This window comes from Chryseobacterium sp. (genome assembly GCF_041914225.1).
Classification (GTDB): domain Bacteria; phylum Bacteroidota; class Bacteroidia; order Flavobacteriales; family Weeksellaceae; genus Chryseobacterium.
Genome location: NZ_JAYSDT010000011.1, coordinates 49,735 through 68,307, shown reverse-complemented (window position 1 = coordinate 68,307; position 18,573 = coordinate 49,735). Strand labels below are relative to the sequence as shown.

At 36.4% G+C, this 18,573-nt stretch carries 11 protein-coding genes and 1 riboswitch; of the genes, 10 read left to right on the top strand and 1 reads right to left on the bottom strand.

The annotated features are described in order from the left end of the window. Positions 1 to 94 precede the first annotated feature (94 nt). From ACE3RB_RS07380 to pckA, 9 genes are all read left to right on the top strand, one after another. Positions 95 to 2,986, top strand: coding sequence for a SusC/RagA family TonB-linked outer membrane protein (locus tag ACE3RB_RS07380; protein WP_374463635.1), 2,892 nt, complete (start codon positions 95 to 97; stop codon positions 2,984 to 2,986). A gap of 13 nt (positions 2,987 to 2,999) precedes the next feature. Beyond that, positions 3,000 to 4,538, top strand: a complete 1,539-nt coding sequence (locus tag ACE3RB_RS07375) for a RagB/SusD family nutrient uptake outer membrane protein (RefSeq protein WP_374463634.1) — start codon at positions 3,000 to 3,002, stop codon at positions 4,536 to 4,538. Between the two features lie 20 nt (positions 4,539 to 4,558). Continuing rightward, entirely contained in the window at positions 4,559 to 5,383 is an 825-nt protein-coding gene (locus tag ACE3RB_RS07370) for a hypothetical protein (protein WP_374463633.1), read from the top strand. An 89-nt stretch (positions 5,384 to 5,472) separates the two neighbouring features. Continuing rightward, positions 5,473 to 7,413 carry a putative porin gene (locus ACE3RB_RS07365; RefSeq protein ID WP_374463632.1) on the top strand — a complete coding sequence of 647 codons (1,941 nt, stop codon included), beginning with the start codon at positions 5,473 to 5,475 and terminating at the stop codon, positions 7,411 to 7,413. Positions 7,414 to 7,425: 12 nt separating this feature from the next. Then, positions 7,426 to 9,012 (top strand): bacillithiol biosynthesis cysteine-adding enzyme BshC, encoded by a 1,587-nt coding sequence (gene bshC / locus ACE3RB_RS07360; RefSeq protein ID WP_374463631.1) that lies wholly within the window; start codon positions 7,426 to 7,428, stop codon positions 9,010 to 9,012. A 38-nt stretch (positions 9,013 to 9,050) separates the two neighbouring features. Beyond that, positions 9,051 to 11,021, top strand: a complete 1,971-nt coding sequence (locus ACE3RB_RS07355; RefSeq protein ID WP_374463630.1) for a LysM peptidoglycan-binding domain-containing protein — start codon at positions 9,051 to 9,053, stop codon at positions 11,019 to 11,021. Between the two features lie 71 nt (positions 11,022 to 11,092). After that, positions 11,093 to 11,968 carry an ACP S-malonyltransferase gene (gene fabD / locus ACE3RB_RS07350; protein ID WP_374463629.1) on the top strand — a complete coding sequence of 292 codons (876 nt, stop codon included), beginning with the start codon at positions 11,093 to 11,095 and terminating at the stop codon, positions 11,966 to 11,968. Between the two features lie 10 nt (positions 11,969 to 11,978). Next, positions 11,979 to 12,884: a GYDIA family GHMP kinase gene (locus tag ACE3RB_RS07345; protein WP_374463628.1), complete on the top strand. Its 906-nt coding sequence runs from the start codon at positions 11,979 to 11,981 to the stop codon at positions 12,882 to 12,884. 127 nt (positions 12,885 to 13,011) lie between these two features. Beyond that, positions 13,012 to 14,628 (top strand): phosphoenolpyruvate carboxykinase (ATP), encoded by a 1,617-nt coding sequence (pckA, locus tag ACE3RB_RS07340; RefSeq protein WP_374463627.1) that lies wholly within the window; start codon positions 13,012 to 13,014, stop codon positions 14,626 to 14,628. Between the two features lie 165 nt (positions 14,629 to 14,793). Here pckA and ACE3RB_RS07335 read toward each other — a convergent pair whose 3' ends face one another. Continuing rightward, complete coding sequence (locus ACE3RB_RS07335; RefSeq protein WP_374463626.1) at positions 14,794 to 15,201, bottom strand: type II 3-dehydroquinate dehydratase; 408 nt, start codon at positions 15,199 to 15,201, stop codon at positions 14,794 to 14,796. Between the two features lie 245 nt (positions 15,202 to 15,446). After that, positions 15,447 to 15,546: riboswitch (SAM riboswitch) on the top strand. A gap of 83 nt (positions 15,547 to 15,629) precedes the next feature. On the opposite strand from ACE3RB_RS07335, the gene ACE3RB_RS07330 reads away from it, so the two are divergent. Next, positions 15,630 to 18,563: a SusC/RagA family TonB-linked outer membrane protein gene (locus tag ACE3RB_RS07330; RefSeq protein WP_374463625.1), complete on the top strand. Its 2,934-nt coding sequence runs from the start codon at positions 15,630 to 15,632 to the stop codon at positions 18,561 to 18,563. Positions 18,564 to 18,573: the final 10 nt, after the last annotated feature.

Here is an 18,573-nt window from a genome sequence, read left to right as displayed (position 1 = left end):
ATTAAAAAAAACCACTGTTTAAACAGTGGTTTAATTTGTGAATGTTAATATTTATTAACATATTTGCCCATTAAATATATTAAAATTTGTTAATATGAATGTTAAATTACGTGTATTGAGTGCTGGGGCGCTATTTTTCTTTGGAGGAATGGTTATTGCGCAGCAGCAGACAACAACTAAGAAAAAAGACACGGTAAAAAAAGAAACATCAATTGATGAAGTGGTTTTGCTAGGATACTCAAAAAGTATTACGAAACCGAAGTCAACTGTAGCTTCTAATACTGTTGGGGAAGTATTCTTCGAGAACAGGCCAAATGTCAATATGTTAACTTCTTTACAGGGATCTGCTCCAGGGGTGATTATGAACGGAGGTTCTGGTAGCCCGGGTTCTGCTAAGTTTAGCTTATTGATTCGTGGGACGAGTTCTATTAATGGTAACACAGATGCCTTAATCGTTATTGATGATATTCCATCTAACGCTTCGGAATACAGAAACCTGAACCCTAATGATATCGAGTCAACAACCATTTTGAAGGATGCAGCAGCAACTGCTGTATACGGTAACCGTGGTGCTAACGGAGTTGTAGTTATCAGAACAAAAAGGGGTAAATATAACAGTGGATTTAAGCTTTCCTATACAGGGATGACGGGGATGTCTCTAAGACCACTTGATAAATATAATCTTGCTAATACTGAACAGTATATGGGGATTATGAAACTATATGGTTTTTCTGATACTAACTCAGAATATATTAAAGCTAAAGATGCTTTAGCACAAGGAATTAATACGGATTGGAAAAACTACTTCTTTAAGCCGGAGATGTTCCAGTCTCACGATGTCGCACTTTCTACAGGTGGGGCGAATGTATCTTCCTATAATTCATTTGGCTACATGGAGCAAGGGGGTGCTGTGCCAACTACAGATTTCAAAAGATTCACAGTTAGATCAAACATTCAGGCTAAATCTAAAGATAGTAAGTTAAATGTTAACTCGCAGATTGCTCTTGCTTTCTCTAGAAGAAACGAATTGTTAGAAGAAACAAACACTGGTATCAGAAATAACTCCGTACAAAACCCACTTTTAGGAGTTCTTCAGGGGCTACCATATTTGTCCCCTACTAAATATGCTAACGGACAGCAATTGTTTAATAGTATTGGAACTAATTTCAATAATGGTAACAACATCTATGTACTACAAAATCTATTAACAAGAGGAAATCTTCCAAACTTTGTAGATCAGGTATCCATCGGTGCAAACTTAGGAGCGTCTTATAATATTAATAAGAATTTTACCCTTAGTAATAAACTAGGTATTGATTATAGACAAAGTGATCGAATCTCTGGTAGAGCTCCTTGGGCATATTTGGCTTTAGCAACACAAGGCGCAAATAAATATACAGGTTTTGAAGATCAGTCAACAACAAGAGATTTGACTATTAACAACGTAATTTCTGCATTATATAGTGGGAAATTAGATGAACACTCTGTAGATGCTTCCGTAAATATGGAATATAATAAAGTGTATTACAGATCTACTACAAGAAGGCAGAATGGATTAGATCCAAGAACTTATGTGCCTGGGTCGGGTACAGGATATATTCCGTTTGACAACTCAGCAACATCACCTTACATTCCTTCAGTAAGTGCTTCAAGAGTTACAGCAGGAACTGTAGCTGTTTTTGGAACTGTTAACTACGATTATGCTGGAAGATTTGGTTTAAGTGGTACATTGAGAAGAGATGCATCCTACCGATTTGTTGGAGAAAACAGATGGGCGACTTATTGGTCAGTAGCAGGTAGATGGAATATTGATAAGGAGAGCTTCATGGAAGGATCTACATTCAATACTCTTAAGTTAAGAGCATCTTATGGTACAAATGGTAATCAAAATATTGTTGCAGCTACTCCTGGTTCAAACCCACTATTAACGGCTAGCCAAGTTGTTAGAGATTTGTATACTTCTCCTATCGGATATGGTAATGCTATTGGTTTTGGGTTTGCTTATGGAAATCCATTAGTACAATGGGAGGATGTGGCTCAGGCAAACATTGGTCTAGATTTCACACTACTTAATAATAAATTAGAAGGTACTCTTGATGTGTACCAGAAGAAAACAACCAATCTATTCAGTACAATACCAGTTTCAGGTGTGTCTGGTTCTTATACTATTGCAGGTAACAACGGGGCTATGACAAATAAAGGTATTGAACTTGGGTTACGTTATAATGTTATAAAAACGAGTGATCTTACTTTAAGTATATTTGCTAACGGTTCTTATAACAATAATAAAGTTAATGACTATACAATTTTCGGAGATCCTGAACCGGGCTCAACAGTTAATATGGCTGGTCATACTCTAAGTGAGTGGTATGTTTATAAATATGCTGGAGTTAATAAAAGTAATGGTAACTTATTATTCTATACCAAAGACGGAGGAGTTACTGAAGCTCCGAAAGTCGAAGATGCACAATTCCTTGATGTGAGTCCTATTCCTAAATATGCAGGAAGTTTTGGTTTCGAAACAAATTATAAAGGGTTCTTCTTTGATGGATTATTTACATTCCAACAAGGGGTTAAGAAATTTGATAATGCACTTTACTGGTTGGCCAATCCTGAAGGATTAGGATCTAGTGCGGTTGGATCGTCAAATATGTCAACAGACTTACTTAACGCATGGACTCCTCAAAATTCAAATTCTGACACTCCAAGCTTAAGAGCTACCAACTGGGGGTATACTGCAGATTCTGATTATTTTATCAAAGATGCTTCTTTCTTAAAAATAAGATCCGTAACCATAGGATACCAGCTAAGAAAAGAGCAGTTACAGAACCTGCCAATTACTGGGCTTAGAATATATGTACAAGGGGAAAACCTTTATACGTGGACAAAATGGAGAGGTTTCGACCCTGAACCAATTACAGGATCTAATTTAAGTGTATATCCTAACCCAAGAATGTATACAGTAGGGGTGAAAATTGATTTCTAAAAAAATTATTAAAATGAAAAAAGTATTATATATATTATCGTTTTTCTTAGTGCTGACTTCTTGTAATGACGCACTTGAAATTGTCCAGGGTGGAGAGATTAATGATGCAAATGTTGCTTTTCAGTCAGTAGATGACATGCAGAAGTTTCTTAATGGAAGTGTCTATCCTGCTGTAAACCCAACAAATGAGATCTTTTTTACATCTCTTTTTACAGATGAGGTTGGATTTGGACCGAGTAGTGTGAGCACTTCAGATATTCTAACGCATAGGTTTGTTCTTAATTCTACAACAAGTCAGGTTTCTGGAATCTGGGTGAGCAATTATAATATTATCAACAAAGTAAATATTCTTCTTGAAGGAAGTGCTCTGATTGATTATAATTCACTATCACCGGCCAATAAAGCTTTATATACGGGTATTTTGGTAAACGCAAGAGCAGTAAGAGCATATGCTTATATTACTTTAGAGTCTTATTTCTCTACGAATATGAAAGATCCGAATGCGCTTGGAGTAATGCTAAGTACTAAACCAGCGGACATTTTTAATACTAAATTACCAAGAGTTAAGAACTCTGAAGTTTTTGCATTGATTGAGTCCGATTTACAATATGCACTTACAAATTTTAACTCAAGTGTTGTTTCAACAGGAGTTTCTGCACAGCATTACTTTGATAAAAAAGCCTCAATTAACGCAATTGCTGCAAGATATTATAATTATAAAGGAGATAATGTTAATGCAAAACTTAATGCTGAAGCAGCAATCAATACAAGTGGGTTAGTTTTAACACCTAGTTCATCATATTCTACTATGTGGGCAGATACTGCAAGAGGTGAAATCCTTTGGTCCTTATACAGGCCAAACAGTTCTACTGGTTCTTGGTCTAATATCGCAGGGTTATGGACTACTAATTCTACAGATCTTAATGGATCAGTAAATTATGATATGGGAAGAAAATTGTTTTCCGTTATCAATAATCAACTATCTAATTCTGGAGCAGGAGATATCCGACGTGATGTTTATGTAGATGCTACAAGTATATTTGATGCGTTTTATCCTAACGGAGCTAATGCAAGAGAAGATGATGTAATCGTTATTAACAAATATCCAGGGAAATCAGGAAGTCTTGCAAGTTCTTTAATGCAGATTCGAAATGACATTAAGATGTTCAGACTTTCTGAGATGTATTTTATTTTAGCTGAGGTAGCAGCAAATCAAGGTGACCTGATTACTGCAGCAGATAATATCAATAAGGTTAGAAAAGCTAGATCTAAAAATGGAACATCTCCTTTACCTGTATACACAGGGGCTCAACAAGTATATGCAGATATTCTTTTAGAAAGAAGAAGAGAATTGTGCTTAGAAGGACATCGTTACTTAGATTTAAAAAGAATGGGTGTAGCTGCTGGAGTAGGGGTTGACAGAGATGTTTATGATGATGATAACAAGACATTGCCGCTTACATTACCTGCTAGTGATTATAGGTTTACATTGCCGATTCCATTGGATGAAATTAATGCTAACCCAAATATTCAACAAAACCCTGGGTACTAATAAAATAATTCTAAAAATTTATGAAAAAAATTGCATTTTTAATATTAGCATTTGTTGTGTTCTTTATCAACAGTTGTAAAGATGAAGCTCAGGTTTATGATGGCGAATCTTATTTACACTTTAATAAAGGAACAAGAAGTGAAGCTGTTGTAAAGATGGGATCAGGACCTACTACTGTAGGAATTAGCTTTGGTACAGCTCACGCACTTTCTGGATCAGCGCAAGTAAAGCTTGTTGTTGATACAAGTCTTTCAACAGTAGTTGAGGGTACTGATTTTCAGATTGTTAACCAGAATCAGACTGTGAATGCAGGTAAAATAGATGGGCAATTCCAAGTGAAACTTTTGGAAGCAGGGGCTACTGTAGACCCTAAGGTAATTGTATTTAAGTTGCAATCTTCATCCATTGCTAATGCTTCATTTGATCAGGTTTATACTCTTACATATACTAAAGCCTGTCCATCATCATCATTCGTTGGAAATGGAGTATTCAAGAATACTTTAGCTTCTTGGGGGACTGCTGGTGTAAACTATACTATCCAGGATTTAGGTGTTGTAAATGGTGTAGGTACATTTAAAGTGATCGGATTTATGGATGATGGTAGTGATCTTACTTTGAAATATAATCCTGATACATATGTTGTGACTACTCCTGAACAGAGTTTAGGTTCTGCTGCTAATGGCGGTATCAACTATATGAAAGATGCCGTTGATGGAAGTAAATCAAGCTTCAATGCATGCACAAGAATATTGAAACTTCGTGTTAATTATTTTGTTAAAAATCCTACTACTGGTGCTTCACTGGGAAGTTATGGAGATTACGACGAAACATTTACAGGTCAATAAGTAATTACATACTTACAAATAAACCCCACATTTTCTGTGGGGTTTTTTATGTCCTTTTATTTCTTATTTTTGCTGTACAATAATGAATAATGAAGTACATCCTTTTCATACTCTTCTCTTTAAGTTTTGTTGTCAGGGCACAGGTAGTAAATAAGGCCGATGTGAAGCCTCAACCTAAAAAAGAAGACACACTGGTGATAGACTCCGGGAAAAAAGATTCCCTGAAAATTTTCAAACCTACTATTAATGATTACCAGTATCAGACTCAGTTTTCTGAAAAGAAAGTTTTTGATACCGTAATGACTTTTGATAAAACATACATCTTTTCACAGCAAAATAATAAAGATAACTTTGGAAGAATACAGCCGGCCAATATTGGTTCGGGGTTCAATCCTCTTGTTTTTGAAGTGAATGATGAACAAAACCTTTCCCTACTGCCTTCCAATAAATCTTACATGATCATTGGAGCCAATGATGTGAAGTATTATGACGTAAAAACACCTACTGCATCATTTATTTATCATAATGCAATGCGTAACGGTGCAGCTCTGAAATCTACTTATACCCAGAATATCGGAAAGAGATTCAATTTTGCCCTTGAATATATGGGGCTTCGTTCTCAGGGACTTTACAGAAATTCATTAGCGGCGAATAATAATACTTTATTCTCCGGACACTATGTTTCAAAAAGTGGAAACTATGAGATTTTTGCCCACTATCTTCACCAGAATGTAAACAATCAGGAAAGTGGTGGTATTACTGAGGATAATCTGTTTCAGAGTGGCGACAGCAATTATAGCAACAGACAAAACGCTCAGGTAAGTTTAGCCTCTTCCAGCTCTCAGTTTTCTTACAGAAGATACTACCTGAGTCATCAGTTGACTCCATTCAATGCTGAAAAATTTCCTTTCAGTATCAGACATACTATTTTTCATCAGGGAAATAAATATTATTATAACCAGACAACACCTGAAACATATTGGTATGATGCCCCTACAGATTTAGTGAATGGTTTTCCGCTGACAACAAAAAAATATTCTGAAAATTTCAGCAATACGGTAAGCCTGATTTTTAATAATGAAAAATTCAAACTGGATGCAGGTGTGCGTTATCAGATCATTAAGTTTGGGGTAACAGATATTGCGTCTATTGATAATGGATTTCCTTTTCCGAATGAACTTAAAGAAAACAGAATTGGTGCTGTAGGAAATCTGCAGGTAAAACTTTGGGATAAAATTCAATTGAATTCATTCTTGGAATTTTCAAACGGGAGCCAGTTTAAAAGCTATCTGAAAACAACCAATAATCTGAAATTTGAACCTGTTAAAGATTATTTCGTTAATGTAAAAGTGAATTTCCAAAGTGCATATCCTTCGTTCAATTACTTGCTGAATACTTCCGTTTATAACAATTTCAACTATTATCTTGAAAATGCGAAGAACCAATCTGTAATGGAAGTGGGAGGAAGTATCAATTTGAAATGGTTTAAAACAGAGATTTTTGCCAACTACTTCAGGATCGATAACTATACATACCTTGACAGCAACGGAAGTCCGAAGCAAAGTGATAATTCTGTAAATATCTCTCAGATTGGAGGAGATGCAACATTTAGTTTCAATAAATTCCATTTGAATACAAGATTACATTTCCAGAATACTTTAACTAACAAAGAACTACTTCCACTGCCAGGCTTTGTTGGTAGAGCTAATTTCTTCTACCAGACACAGGCGTTTAAAAAAGCAGCAGAAATTCAGGCTGGTATTAAGGTATATTACTTCTCTAAATTCGCTTCAAGAGAATATTTCCCTATTCTTAACGAATATATTCTTCCAAGAGCAGATTCATTTTCAATTGGAGGACAGCCTATTGCCGATGTTTATATTAATATGAAAGTGAAAAAAATGTTCTTTTTCATAGAAGGGCAGCAGATAGGAACTGTTATTTCCAATAACAAAGCATACGCATTTCCACATTATCCGGTATATGATTTCAGATTGAACATCGGGATCGTGTGGTATTTGTTCAACTAAAAACTGTACAGGTTGAAAACAATTAATAAAATATCATTTAACGATATAGAAAGCATTCCTCAATTAGTAAAAGATTTTTTAAATCAGAAAATAGAGGGTTTTGAAAATAATATATTTTCCTTAGAACATTTCAGGCAACAGATTCATCTTAAAAAAGAGTCTTTTACAGCAGAGAAAAGAAATATTTTAGCTGAAGTATTCGAAAGCCAGTTAACAAGTCTTTCTCTTTCTTCAAAACAGAAAGAAAATCTGGAAAATCTTGAATTACCCAACACGTTTACCATTACGACGGGACATCAGCTGAACCTGTTTTCAGGACCTGTTTTCTTTGTGTATAAAATTCTTCAGACCATTAAGACATGTACCTATCTGAAAGAAAATTTCCCTGATTTTAATTTTGTTCCGGTATATTGGATGGCTTCGGAAGACCATGATTTTGCAGAGATCAACCATTTTAAAACCGAAAATAACTATTACGAAACCAATGAAAAATCGGGTGGCCCGGTAGGACGAATTGCAATCAGTGATACCTATTTTATTTCTGAATTTGAAAAAGAATTCAAAGATTCTATTTTCGGTACAGAGCTTATTCTGATGATGAAGGAAGCTTACAAAAACGGAAATACGTTGACAGAAGCTATTAAAATTCTTGTCAATCGTCTTTTTTCAGAATTCGGGCTTTTGATTCTTGATGGTGATTCCGTGGAACTTAAAAATCAGATGAAAACGATTTTTAAGGATGAACTTCTTAACTGCAGTTTGCAAAAGGCTTCTAAAGCTAAAGTAGATTTTCTCACAGAGAAATATGGGAAAGTGCAGGTAAACCCACGTGAAATAAATCTTTTTTATCTTTCTGAAACCAGAGACAGAATTGAATTTGACGGACAGAAATACATCATTGTAGATAAAGGAATTCACTTTACAGAAGAAGAAATTCTGGCTGAACTGGAAAATCATCCTGAAAAATTCAGTCCGAATGCTTTGATGCGCCCGGTATACCAGGAAAATGTACTTCCCAATCTGGCTTATATCGGAGGAAATGCCGAAATTATGTATTGGCTGGAACTGAAAGATTACTTTTCTAAAATCAATATCCCTTTTCCTATCCTGATTCCAAGAAACTCTATGCTTTTCCTGAAAGAAAAAACTCTGGGGAAAATTGAGAAACTGGATCTTAAAATAGAAGATTTCTTCCAAAACTTTACAGTACTTACCAACCAGAAGATTTTAAAAGATAATCCAATTTTACGGTTGCTGGAAGAAAAAGAAGAATTGCTGATAAGTAATTTTTCAACATTGAAGGCTTCAGCAGAAACTACTGAAAAATCTTTCGGAAACATGGTGAAAGCAGAAGAAGTGCGACAGCTGAAATCGTTTAAAAGAATGAAAAAACGCCTGCTTCGTGCCGAGAAAATAAAACAGAATGAATTGCTTGAAAGACTTGAAAATCTGTTTTTAGATGTTCATCCGGCCAAAACATGGCAGGAAAGAGTGTATAACTTTAGTGTATTCTTTTCAGATTATGGCTATTCATGGCTTGAAAATTGTTTGGAAGAAATGGTGGTTCAAGATTCCAAATTAATAATTGTTGCCATTTAATTTTAAAGAAGTATTTTTGTAAATTATAATTATCGAATATGATAAAGAGGTTTTTTATTCTATCCAGTTTATGTATGGTTTTGGGAGTTTCAGCCCAGAAATCACATACGGTTGTGCAAGGTGATAATCCTTACAACATTGCAAAAAAGTATGGAATGACTGTAGATGAATTGCTGAAGCTAAACCCAAAACATAAAGACGGCAAACTGGCTTTCGGAGATGTTTTAACCATAAAATCAGATAAAGCAGCCACTCCGGTTGTGACAAAATCAGCTCCGGCAGAAAAAGTAACTTCAGCCACAAATGCTTCTGCTCTAGGTAAAATTGTTTTACTGCCAAAGCAAACCATCTATGGTATCACAAAACAATACAGAATTTCTGAAACTGATCTTAGAAAACTGAATCCTGAACTGGATTCTCACATGAAAATCGGAGATGAAATTACCTTACCTCTTGCCAGTATTAAGAAATATGGTGGTGAACAACAGGCAGTAGCAGTAGGAAAGCATGCTGAACCTGCTGTAGAAAAAAATATCACTACGATTACGCCTACAACGGTTACCACTGCTGTGGAAGGAGAATCTTATGTCATCCAGTCAAAAGATAATTATTACAGAATCACAAAACAGTTTGGCATCAGCCAGCAGGATCTTTTTGCCTTAAATCCGGGATTGGAAGAAAAAGGACTTAAACCTGGTGATACGATTAAAGTAAAAACAACCAATACTAGCAGTACTAATACTGACACAGCTGCTGAACCTGCCAATCCAAAAGCAAAAATGGATTCCGGGAACGAAAAATCAACAACCTCTTCCAATGTTGTCGCAGGAGATGATTACGTTACCTATACTGTACAGCAAGGTGATACTGTTTTCTCTATCGTTAACAAATTTGGTGTTTCTATAGATGAGCTTATTGCTCTGAACCCGGATCTTTCACATGGTTTGAAAACCGGAATGGTTTTAAAAATCAAAAAACAGGATGCAGCATATGTAAAGAAAAACGGTGATGCTTTAAGTGTCATCTTAATGCTTCCTTTCGGGTACAGTACCAACGAAACCCAATACAGGGGAATGGCACTAGACTTTTTAACAGGAGCTAAACTTGCTATTGAAAGAAATGCAAGAGGAGGACAGAAACTGGATGTTAAAGTAGTAGACTCAGGAAATGAGGCGTCATTTAAAAATTCTCTGACGCAGATCAACCCTGATAATACCGATCTTATCATAGGACCTTTCTTCAAATCCAATGTAATTGACGTCCTTGATTTCACAAAAAATCAGAAGATTCCGGTAGTAGCACCATTTGCCAACACTCCGGAATTATATAATTACAATAACCTTATTATCGTTGAAACCAATAATCAGACCTATGCTGATAAAATTGTAGAAGAGGTAAAAGGAATCTATTCAGACCAGAAAATATATGTGGTGGCAGATGCCAGGAAAGAAAATGCCAATTACATCAAGGCAGGACTTGAAAAGGCTGTAAAAAATCCAAATATCATTATTGTTAATTCTCCGGCAGATATTCAGCTTGACCAGAATATGATGACAGGACAGTCTGCTCCGGTTATTGCTATTCTGGCAAATGATGATAATGCAGTTGGAGATGCTTTTGCCAACAGAATCATTGCTATTTCTAAAGAAGTTCAGGGAGTGAAAGCATTCAGTATGTTCTACGCTCCGGTTTTTGAGAAGAAAGTGGATGAATTAAGCCAGGCCAATCTGGTTTATCTGATGGATAGAAAAATCAATACAGATGGTAGCTTTGAAAAAGAAATTCTGGCTGCCTATAAGAGCAAATACTGCAAAACTCCGCCAAAATATGCTATCGTAGGTTTTGATGTGGTAAATGACATGTTAACCAGAGAAAATAAAAAAGGAGAAATCTTTAAACAGATGAATAAAGTTCAGACTCAGCTTGCTACCAAATTTGAGTTTGTAAAATCCAAAGCTAACGGTGCTTATGTAAATACCGGTTACAGAGTAATCAGGTTAGTACCGTAACATGATTTATAGCTCTTTAAAATAATATTGTTAACATTATAGTTATATTTGCATAATATTTAATTCAATACATGAAAGCACTTGTATTTCCAGGGCAGGGTTCTCAGTTCGTAGGAATGGGAAAAGAATTGTATGATTCTAGAAAAGATATTAAAGATCTGATGGAATCTGCCAATGAAATTTTAGGTTTCGATATTCTTTCCATCATGTTTAACGGAACGGATGCGGATCTTAAGAAAACAGAGGTTACCCAGCCTTCAATATTTATACATTCAGTAGCAGCATTAAAAGCAGTAAATGGGCTTGGTGCTGAAATGGTAGCAGGACACTCTTTAGGAGAGTTTTCGGCTTTGGTTGCCAACGGAGTTTTATCCTTTGATGATGGTTTGAAATTAGTTTCCGAAAGAGCAAAAGCTATGCAGGAGGCTTGCGATTCAAATCCAAGTTCTATGGCGGCAATCTTAGGTTTAGACGATGCAAAGGTTGAAGAAATCTGCGCGCAGATCAGCGGAATTGTTGTTCCTGCAAATTATAACTGTCCGGGACAATTGGTAATTTCAGGTGAAACACCAGCGGTAGAAGAAGCTTGTGTAAAGTTGAAAGAAGCAGGAGCAAAAAGAGCTTTGCTGTTACCGGTAAACGGAGCTTTCCATTCACCATTGATGCAGCCTGCACAGGAAAGACTGGCGGCAGCAATCGAAAAAACCAAATTCAGAAAAGCAACGATTCCTGTATATCAGAATATCACTACTACAGCGGTAACAAATCCCGATGAGATCAAGCAGAATCTGATTGATCAGCTTACCGGTCCTGTAAAATGGACACAATCTGTTCAGAATATGATTAAAGACGGTGCATCTAATTTCGTAGAAGTAGGACCAGGGAAAACCCTTCAGGGATTAATCAAGAAAATTGACGGATCAGTAGAAGCTACTTCTGCCATCTAAAAACAAATATATGAACGCGATATTTTCACCGGGCAAGCTTATGCTTACTTCAGAATATTTCGCAATCGATGGAGCTCTTGTCTTAGCGGTACCTACCAGGCTGGGACAAGAGTTTTTCTTTGAAGAAGCAGATGATAAAAAATCTCTCATTATCTGGGAGGCCTATCATCAGAATGTATTATGGTTAAAAGCTGTCATTGATTATCAAACATGGCAGATTCTGGAGACCAATATCCCTTCAAGCGCTGAATTTATTACCAAAACATTAAAGAATGTTCAACAGCTTTCTCACACTAAATTCAAGACTAACCTTACCTACCATTTAAAAACCAATCTTCAGTTTCCGGCAGACTATGGCTTGGGAAGCAGTTCTACCCTGATGACCAACCTGGCAGAATGGGCAGAGATTGATCCTTTTCACCTTAATATGATAAGTCTGGGAGGAAGCGGATATGATATTGCGGTAGCAAAAGAAAAATCTGCAGTCCTTTTCCAAAGTAAGCCTGAGATTAAATATGAAAAGGTCACTTTTAATCCTTCTTTTAAAAATGAGCTGATTTTTATCCACTTAAATCAGAAACAGGACAGCAGGGAAGGAATCAGTTTTTACAAATCCAAAAAGAAGTCTCCGAAACTGATCAGTGAATTTTCGGAAATCACAAAGAAAATAATGTTATGCGATGAATTGGAAAATTTTTCCGAATTAATGATGATTCATGAGCGAAAAATAGCCAATTTTCTTGAAATTCTCACAGTTAAAGAGAGATTGTTCTCGGATTGCCCTTCATTTGTTAAAAGTTTGGGCGCATGGGGCGGAGATTTTGTAATGAGTGCCAAATTTGGGGACTATAAGAACTATTTTTGGGACAAAGGTTTTCCAGCCGTTTTTGAATGGTTTGAAATAATTAATTCATAATCAGTAATTTACAAAACCGTTTTTTTGTTTGCCATTCTGACTTATATCAGTATATTTAAACCACCTTTAACAAATAATTAATATTATTTTTGTTGAAAGCAATAAAGAAATAGAAAATATAAGTAAAATGAAAAACACTAAAATCATCCAGGATTTAGAGAAATTAGGGATTAAAGGAAACTATGAAGTAGTGTATAATCCTTCTTATGAAGAATTATACCAGGCTGAGGTTTCTCTTGAAAATCAGGGATTTGAGAAAGCTGAGCTTACAGAATCTGGCGCGGTATCAGTAAAAACAGGAATTTTCACAGGTCGTTCACCTAAAGACAGATATATTGTTCAGGATGATGTTACAAGAGATACCATTTTCTGGGATGGTAAAGTAAATTTACCTACAACTGCGGAAATTTTCGGGTCTTGTAAAGAACTAGTGATGAATCAGCTTTCCGAAGCTAAGAAAATTTATGTTGTAGATGCTTTCTGTGGTACGAATGCAGACACAAGACTTAAGGTAAGATTTATCGTTGAAGTAGCATGGCAGGCACATTTTGTGACCAATATGTTCATTCGTCCTTCTCACTATGAGCTTGAAAACTTCGGTGAGCCGGATTTCACAGTAATCAACGGATCAAAAACAACAAACCCTAACTGGGAAACTCAGGGGCTTAACTCTGAAAACTTCATCATGTTCAACCTTACTGAAAAACTACAGATCATCGGAGGAACATGGTACGGAGGTGAGATGAAGAAAGGTATGTTCGCAATGATGAACTACTATCTTCCATTAAAAGGTATGGCTTCAATGCACTGTTCTGCCAACGTAGGAGAAAAAGGTGATGTTGCTTTATTCTTTGGTCTTTCAGGGACAGGAAAAACTACTCTATCAGCAGATCCTAAGAGATACCTTATCGGTGACGACGAGCACGGATGGGATAACAACGGAGTATTCAACTATGAAGGCGGATGCTACGCTAAAGTTATTGACTTATCTGCAGAAAAAGAACCGGATATCTTCGCTGCCATCAAGAGAGATGCACTTCTTGAAAATGTTGTAGTGAACAATGGAGTAGCAGATTATACAGACGGATCAATCACTGAGAACACGAGAGTTTCTTATCCAATCTATCATATCAATAAAATTGTATTACCTTCTAAAGCAGGTCATGCTAAGAAGATTGTATACCTTTCAGCAGATGCATTCGGAGTACTTCCTCCGGTTTCTATCCTGAATGAAGATCAGGCTCAATACCACTTCCTTTGCGGATATACTTCTAAATTAGCCGGAACAGAAAGAGGAATCACAGAACCAGAACCATCTTTCTCTCCTGCATTTGGTGAAGCATTCCTTACATTACACCCAACAATGTATTCTAAAACATTGATCGGTAAAATGAAGGAACATGGTGCTAAAGCCTATTTGGTGAACACTGGCTGGAATGGTACTGGAAAGAGAATTTCTCTGAAAGATACGAGAGCAATTATCGATGCAATTATTGACGGTTCTATTGACAATGCTCCTAAAACTCAGGTTCCGATCATGAACCTTGAAATTCCTACTGAATTGCCAAATGTTTCTACAGGTATCCTGGATCCTAGAGATACTTATGAAAATGCTTCAGAATGGGAAGAAAAAGCAAAAGATCTTGCTTCAAGATATATCAAGAACTTTGAACAGTACTGTGGTACAGAAGAAGGGAAGAAGTTAGTTGCTTCAGGACCTCAATTGCAGGAACAGACTATTTAATAGTTATCAATAAGCATAAAAAAGCCTCATCACTGATGAGGTTTTTTTATTTTTCTTCGTAATGTGGATTAGATTATATTATTGAAATAAATTTGATCCTCATATTATATAACCATAATCATCTGTGAAAATCCGTGCAGTCCGTGGTTAAATAAAAAGTGTAAATCACTTCAAACTCAATAAAGCCAATCTATATCCATCCATTCCAAAGCCTGATAAAACCGCATCCGTATTAGCTGCTGTTACAGATTTCTGTCTGAACTCTTCTCTTTTATAGATATTACTGATGTGAACTTCTACTTTGGGTTTGCGAATATTTTTTAAACAATCAGCAATGGCGTAAGAGTAATGGGTATAAGCTCCCGGATTAATTACTACTGCATCAAAATCATCTTCCTGAAGCCTGTTGATGAGTTCCCCTTCAATATTCGACTGATAATATTTTAATTCGTGAGAATGAAACTCGGTTTTTAAAATTTCCAAATAACTCTCCATAGAAACACTTCCATAGATTTCCGGTTCCCTAGTACCTAAAAGGTTAAGATTTGGTCCGTTTATAATTAAAACTTTCATACCATAAAATTAAAAAGTTTTTCCAATAAAATCACATAGAAATTAAACTGTGCTGAATTTTTCCATTATTGAATTATTGATAATGATATTTGTCATGTTTGAAAATAATGTAACGTCTGTAACTTCTTATTGTAACGGATTTTAATAAAAAATTATGTTAATTAATGAAAATTTATCATGAAAAAATAATAAGTCTACTTGTTTTGCAGACTAAAAGTTTTTAGCTTTGCAACCATATTTCGATCGGCTTATAAAGAAAGATGGAGGGAACTGACCCTGTGAAATCTTAACAACCTACCCATGGGGGCAAGGTGTTACATTCAGCCTTTTAAGGAAAAATAAGCATTTGGTTTATCGTATTTATCGATGCCCTTTGCTGACTTTTCTGCAAAGGGCAAAATTTTAATATATGATAAATAAAATTGATTATGATTAGCAAAAATTTATTCAATTCTAAAATATGGATACCTCCGGTAGCTGCATTTTTTTTGGGAGTAGCTAATGTAAATGCGCAGAATTCAAACCCCAAAAAAGACAGCCTTCATGAAAAGGAGATTGATGAAGTGGTAGTGGTAGCTTATGGAAAAGCAAAAAGAAACAGCTATACAGGTTCTGTGGCGACAATTTCCAGTGATAAGATCAATAACAGGCCTGTTACCAACATTACCAAAGCATTGGAAGGGCAGGTAGCGGGGATTCAGACAACAAGTGCGTCAGGTCAGCCAGGTGCTGTTTCAACCATCAGAATCAGAGGAATTGGTTCAATAAGTGCCTCCAGTGATCCATTGTATGTAGTGGATGGAATTCCTTTTGACGGTAACCTGAATTCTATCAGTCCGAGCGATATCGAATCTATCAGTGTTCTGAAAGATGCAACAGCAAGTGCACTGTATGGTTCAAGAGGAGCAAATGGGATTATCATTATTACCACAAAATCAGGAAAAAAAGGAGAAGCCAAAGTTAATTTTAATATCAGCCAGGGTTTTTCCGGAAGAGCAGTAAAAGATTACGAGCAGGTCAGTACCGATCAGTATTTTCAATTGTATTGGGAGGCATTGAGAAATGGATATCAGTCCGGCAAAGTTTCTTCCCAGCAGGCAGCTCAGATGGCTACAGATAACCTCGTTTCTAACCTTGGAATCAATCCATACGGGACAGCTTATCCGAAACCTGTAGGAACAGATGGAAAATTATTAGCTGGTGCATCACCACTCTGGAATGATGACTGGAGAGATATTTTACAGAGAGTAGCATCAAGAAACCAGGTGGATCTTGATATCAGCGGAGGAAGTGAGAAAAGCAATTACTTCTTTTCCCTTGGTTATCTGGATGACAAAGGTATGGCTATTGAATCTGGCTTTAAAAGATATAATACCAGGCTGAAAATTAATTCTGAAGTTAAGAAATGGTTGAATGTTGGAGTAAACTTAAGCTATACCAACAGTATTCAGCAGGCACCTACTTCTTCGGATTCCAAGGCCAGTAATATCATCAATGCAGCAAGATTTATTCCTTCATTCTATCCTTATTATGAAAGGAATGCGGATGGAACTTACGTTTTGGGTGCTGATGGAAATCCGGTTTATGATTTTGGGAAATACAGGCCTACGAATGCTTTACAGAATCAAAATGCTGCTGCAACCCTTCCGTTAGACAAAAACGAAAATAAAGAAGATAACTTTTCAGGAAAAGGATTCATGGAATTCACTTTTTTACCGGAGTTGAAATTCAAGACAAGCTTTTCTGTTGATCTTGTGAATTATAACGGACATTATTATTCAAATCCATTGCTTGGTCAGGGAGCGGAAATTGGAGGTTCGGTGACGAAAACGAATACCAGAACACTTTCGTATACAACCAGCAATATTCTGACCTATGATAAAAAGTTTGGAAAGCATCACATTAATGCGTTAGCGGGACAGGAATTTTATAAGTACGATTATCAGACGATTTCCGGAACAAGAAGCCAGTTTTCATTGCCTTATTACTATGAGCCAGATGCGGCTTCTCTGCTGGGAAGTTTCAGCGGCAACAGCAATAAATTAAGTTTGTTGAGTTTCCTAGGAAAAGTAGAGTATGACTACAATAATACTTACTTCATTTCAGCATCAGGAAGGGCAGACAGCTCTTCAAGATTTGCGAAAGATAACAGATGGGGAAGATTCTGGTCAGTGGGAGGTTCATGGAAAATATCCAATGAAGAATTCATCAAAAGCTTAAATGTTTTCAATCAGTTGACATTACGAGCCAGCTATGGAGGGCAGGGGAATGATAAATTACTTCGTCCAAATGGTCAGCCACTTTATTACGCTTATCAGGAGCTGTACAGGTTTATCAGTCTTGGCGGAGAACCGGGAACAACCCTTGAAAAAACATATACCAATAATGTGAAGTGGGAAACCAACCTTAATTTAAATGTAGGATTGGAATTTGCGATTCTGAATAACAGAGTTAAAGGAAATATCGAATACTTCAAAAGAAAAAGCCAGGATCTTCTCTTTAATATGCCGGTGGCTCCATCGCTGGGAATCAGTGATTATCCTGCCAATATCGGAACGATTCAAAATACAGGGTTTGAATTTTCATTATTCACAACCCCGATTAAAAATGATGATTTCCAGTGGAATGTGGATGTGAATCTGAGTACTTTAAATAATAAAGTGACCAAGCTACCCGGAGGTTCCTTAGTGGTAGGGACGAAGTTGCTGACAGTAGGAGGTTCAGTATATGATTTCTTTATTCCGGAATGGGCAGGAGTGGATCCGAGTAATGGAAAGCCTTTGTGGAAAACGGTGACTACCGATGCCAGCGGAAACTCAGTAGAAGGAACTACTTCAGAATATTCTAAAGCAACAAAACTGCTGCAAGGTTCTGCATTACCTAAGCTGACAGGAGGAATCAGTACCAATATTACTTATAAGAATTTTGATTTTTCAGGATTACTGACATTCAAAATCGGAGGTAAAATTTTAGATACAGATTATACTTCCATCATGCATAACGGAAGTGCCGGAGGACGCGCATGGAGTTCTGAAATCCTGAACAGATGGACGCCTGATAATCTTTACACAGATGTTCCTGCATTAAGTACAACAACGAATAACTGGACATCCACGTCTTCAAGATTCCTGTATTCCGGGACGTATGCAAGACTTAAGAATGTGAGTTTAGGATATACACTTCCAGAAGATTATTTTGAGAAAATAGGACTTAAAAAATTCAGAATTTATATTCAGGCGGAAAACCTTCTGACCTTCTATAAACATAAGGGAATGGATCCTGAACAGGCTTTAGACGGAACAACGTATTACAGATATCCTGCAATGAGAACGATCACTTTTGGTCTTCAGGCAACTCTTTAACCTTTTAAAA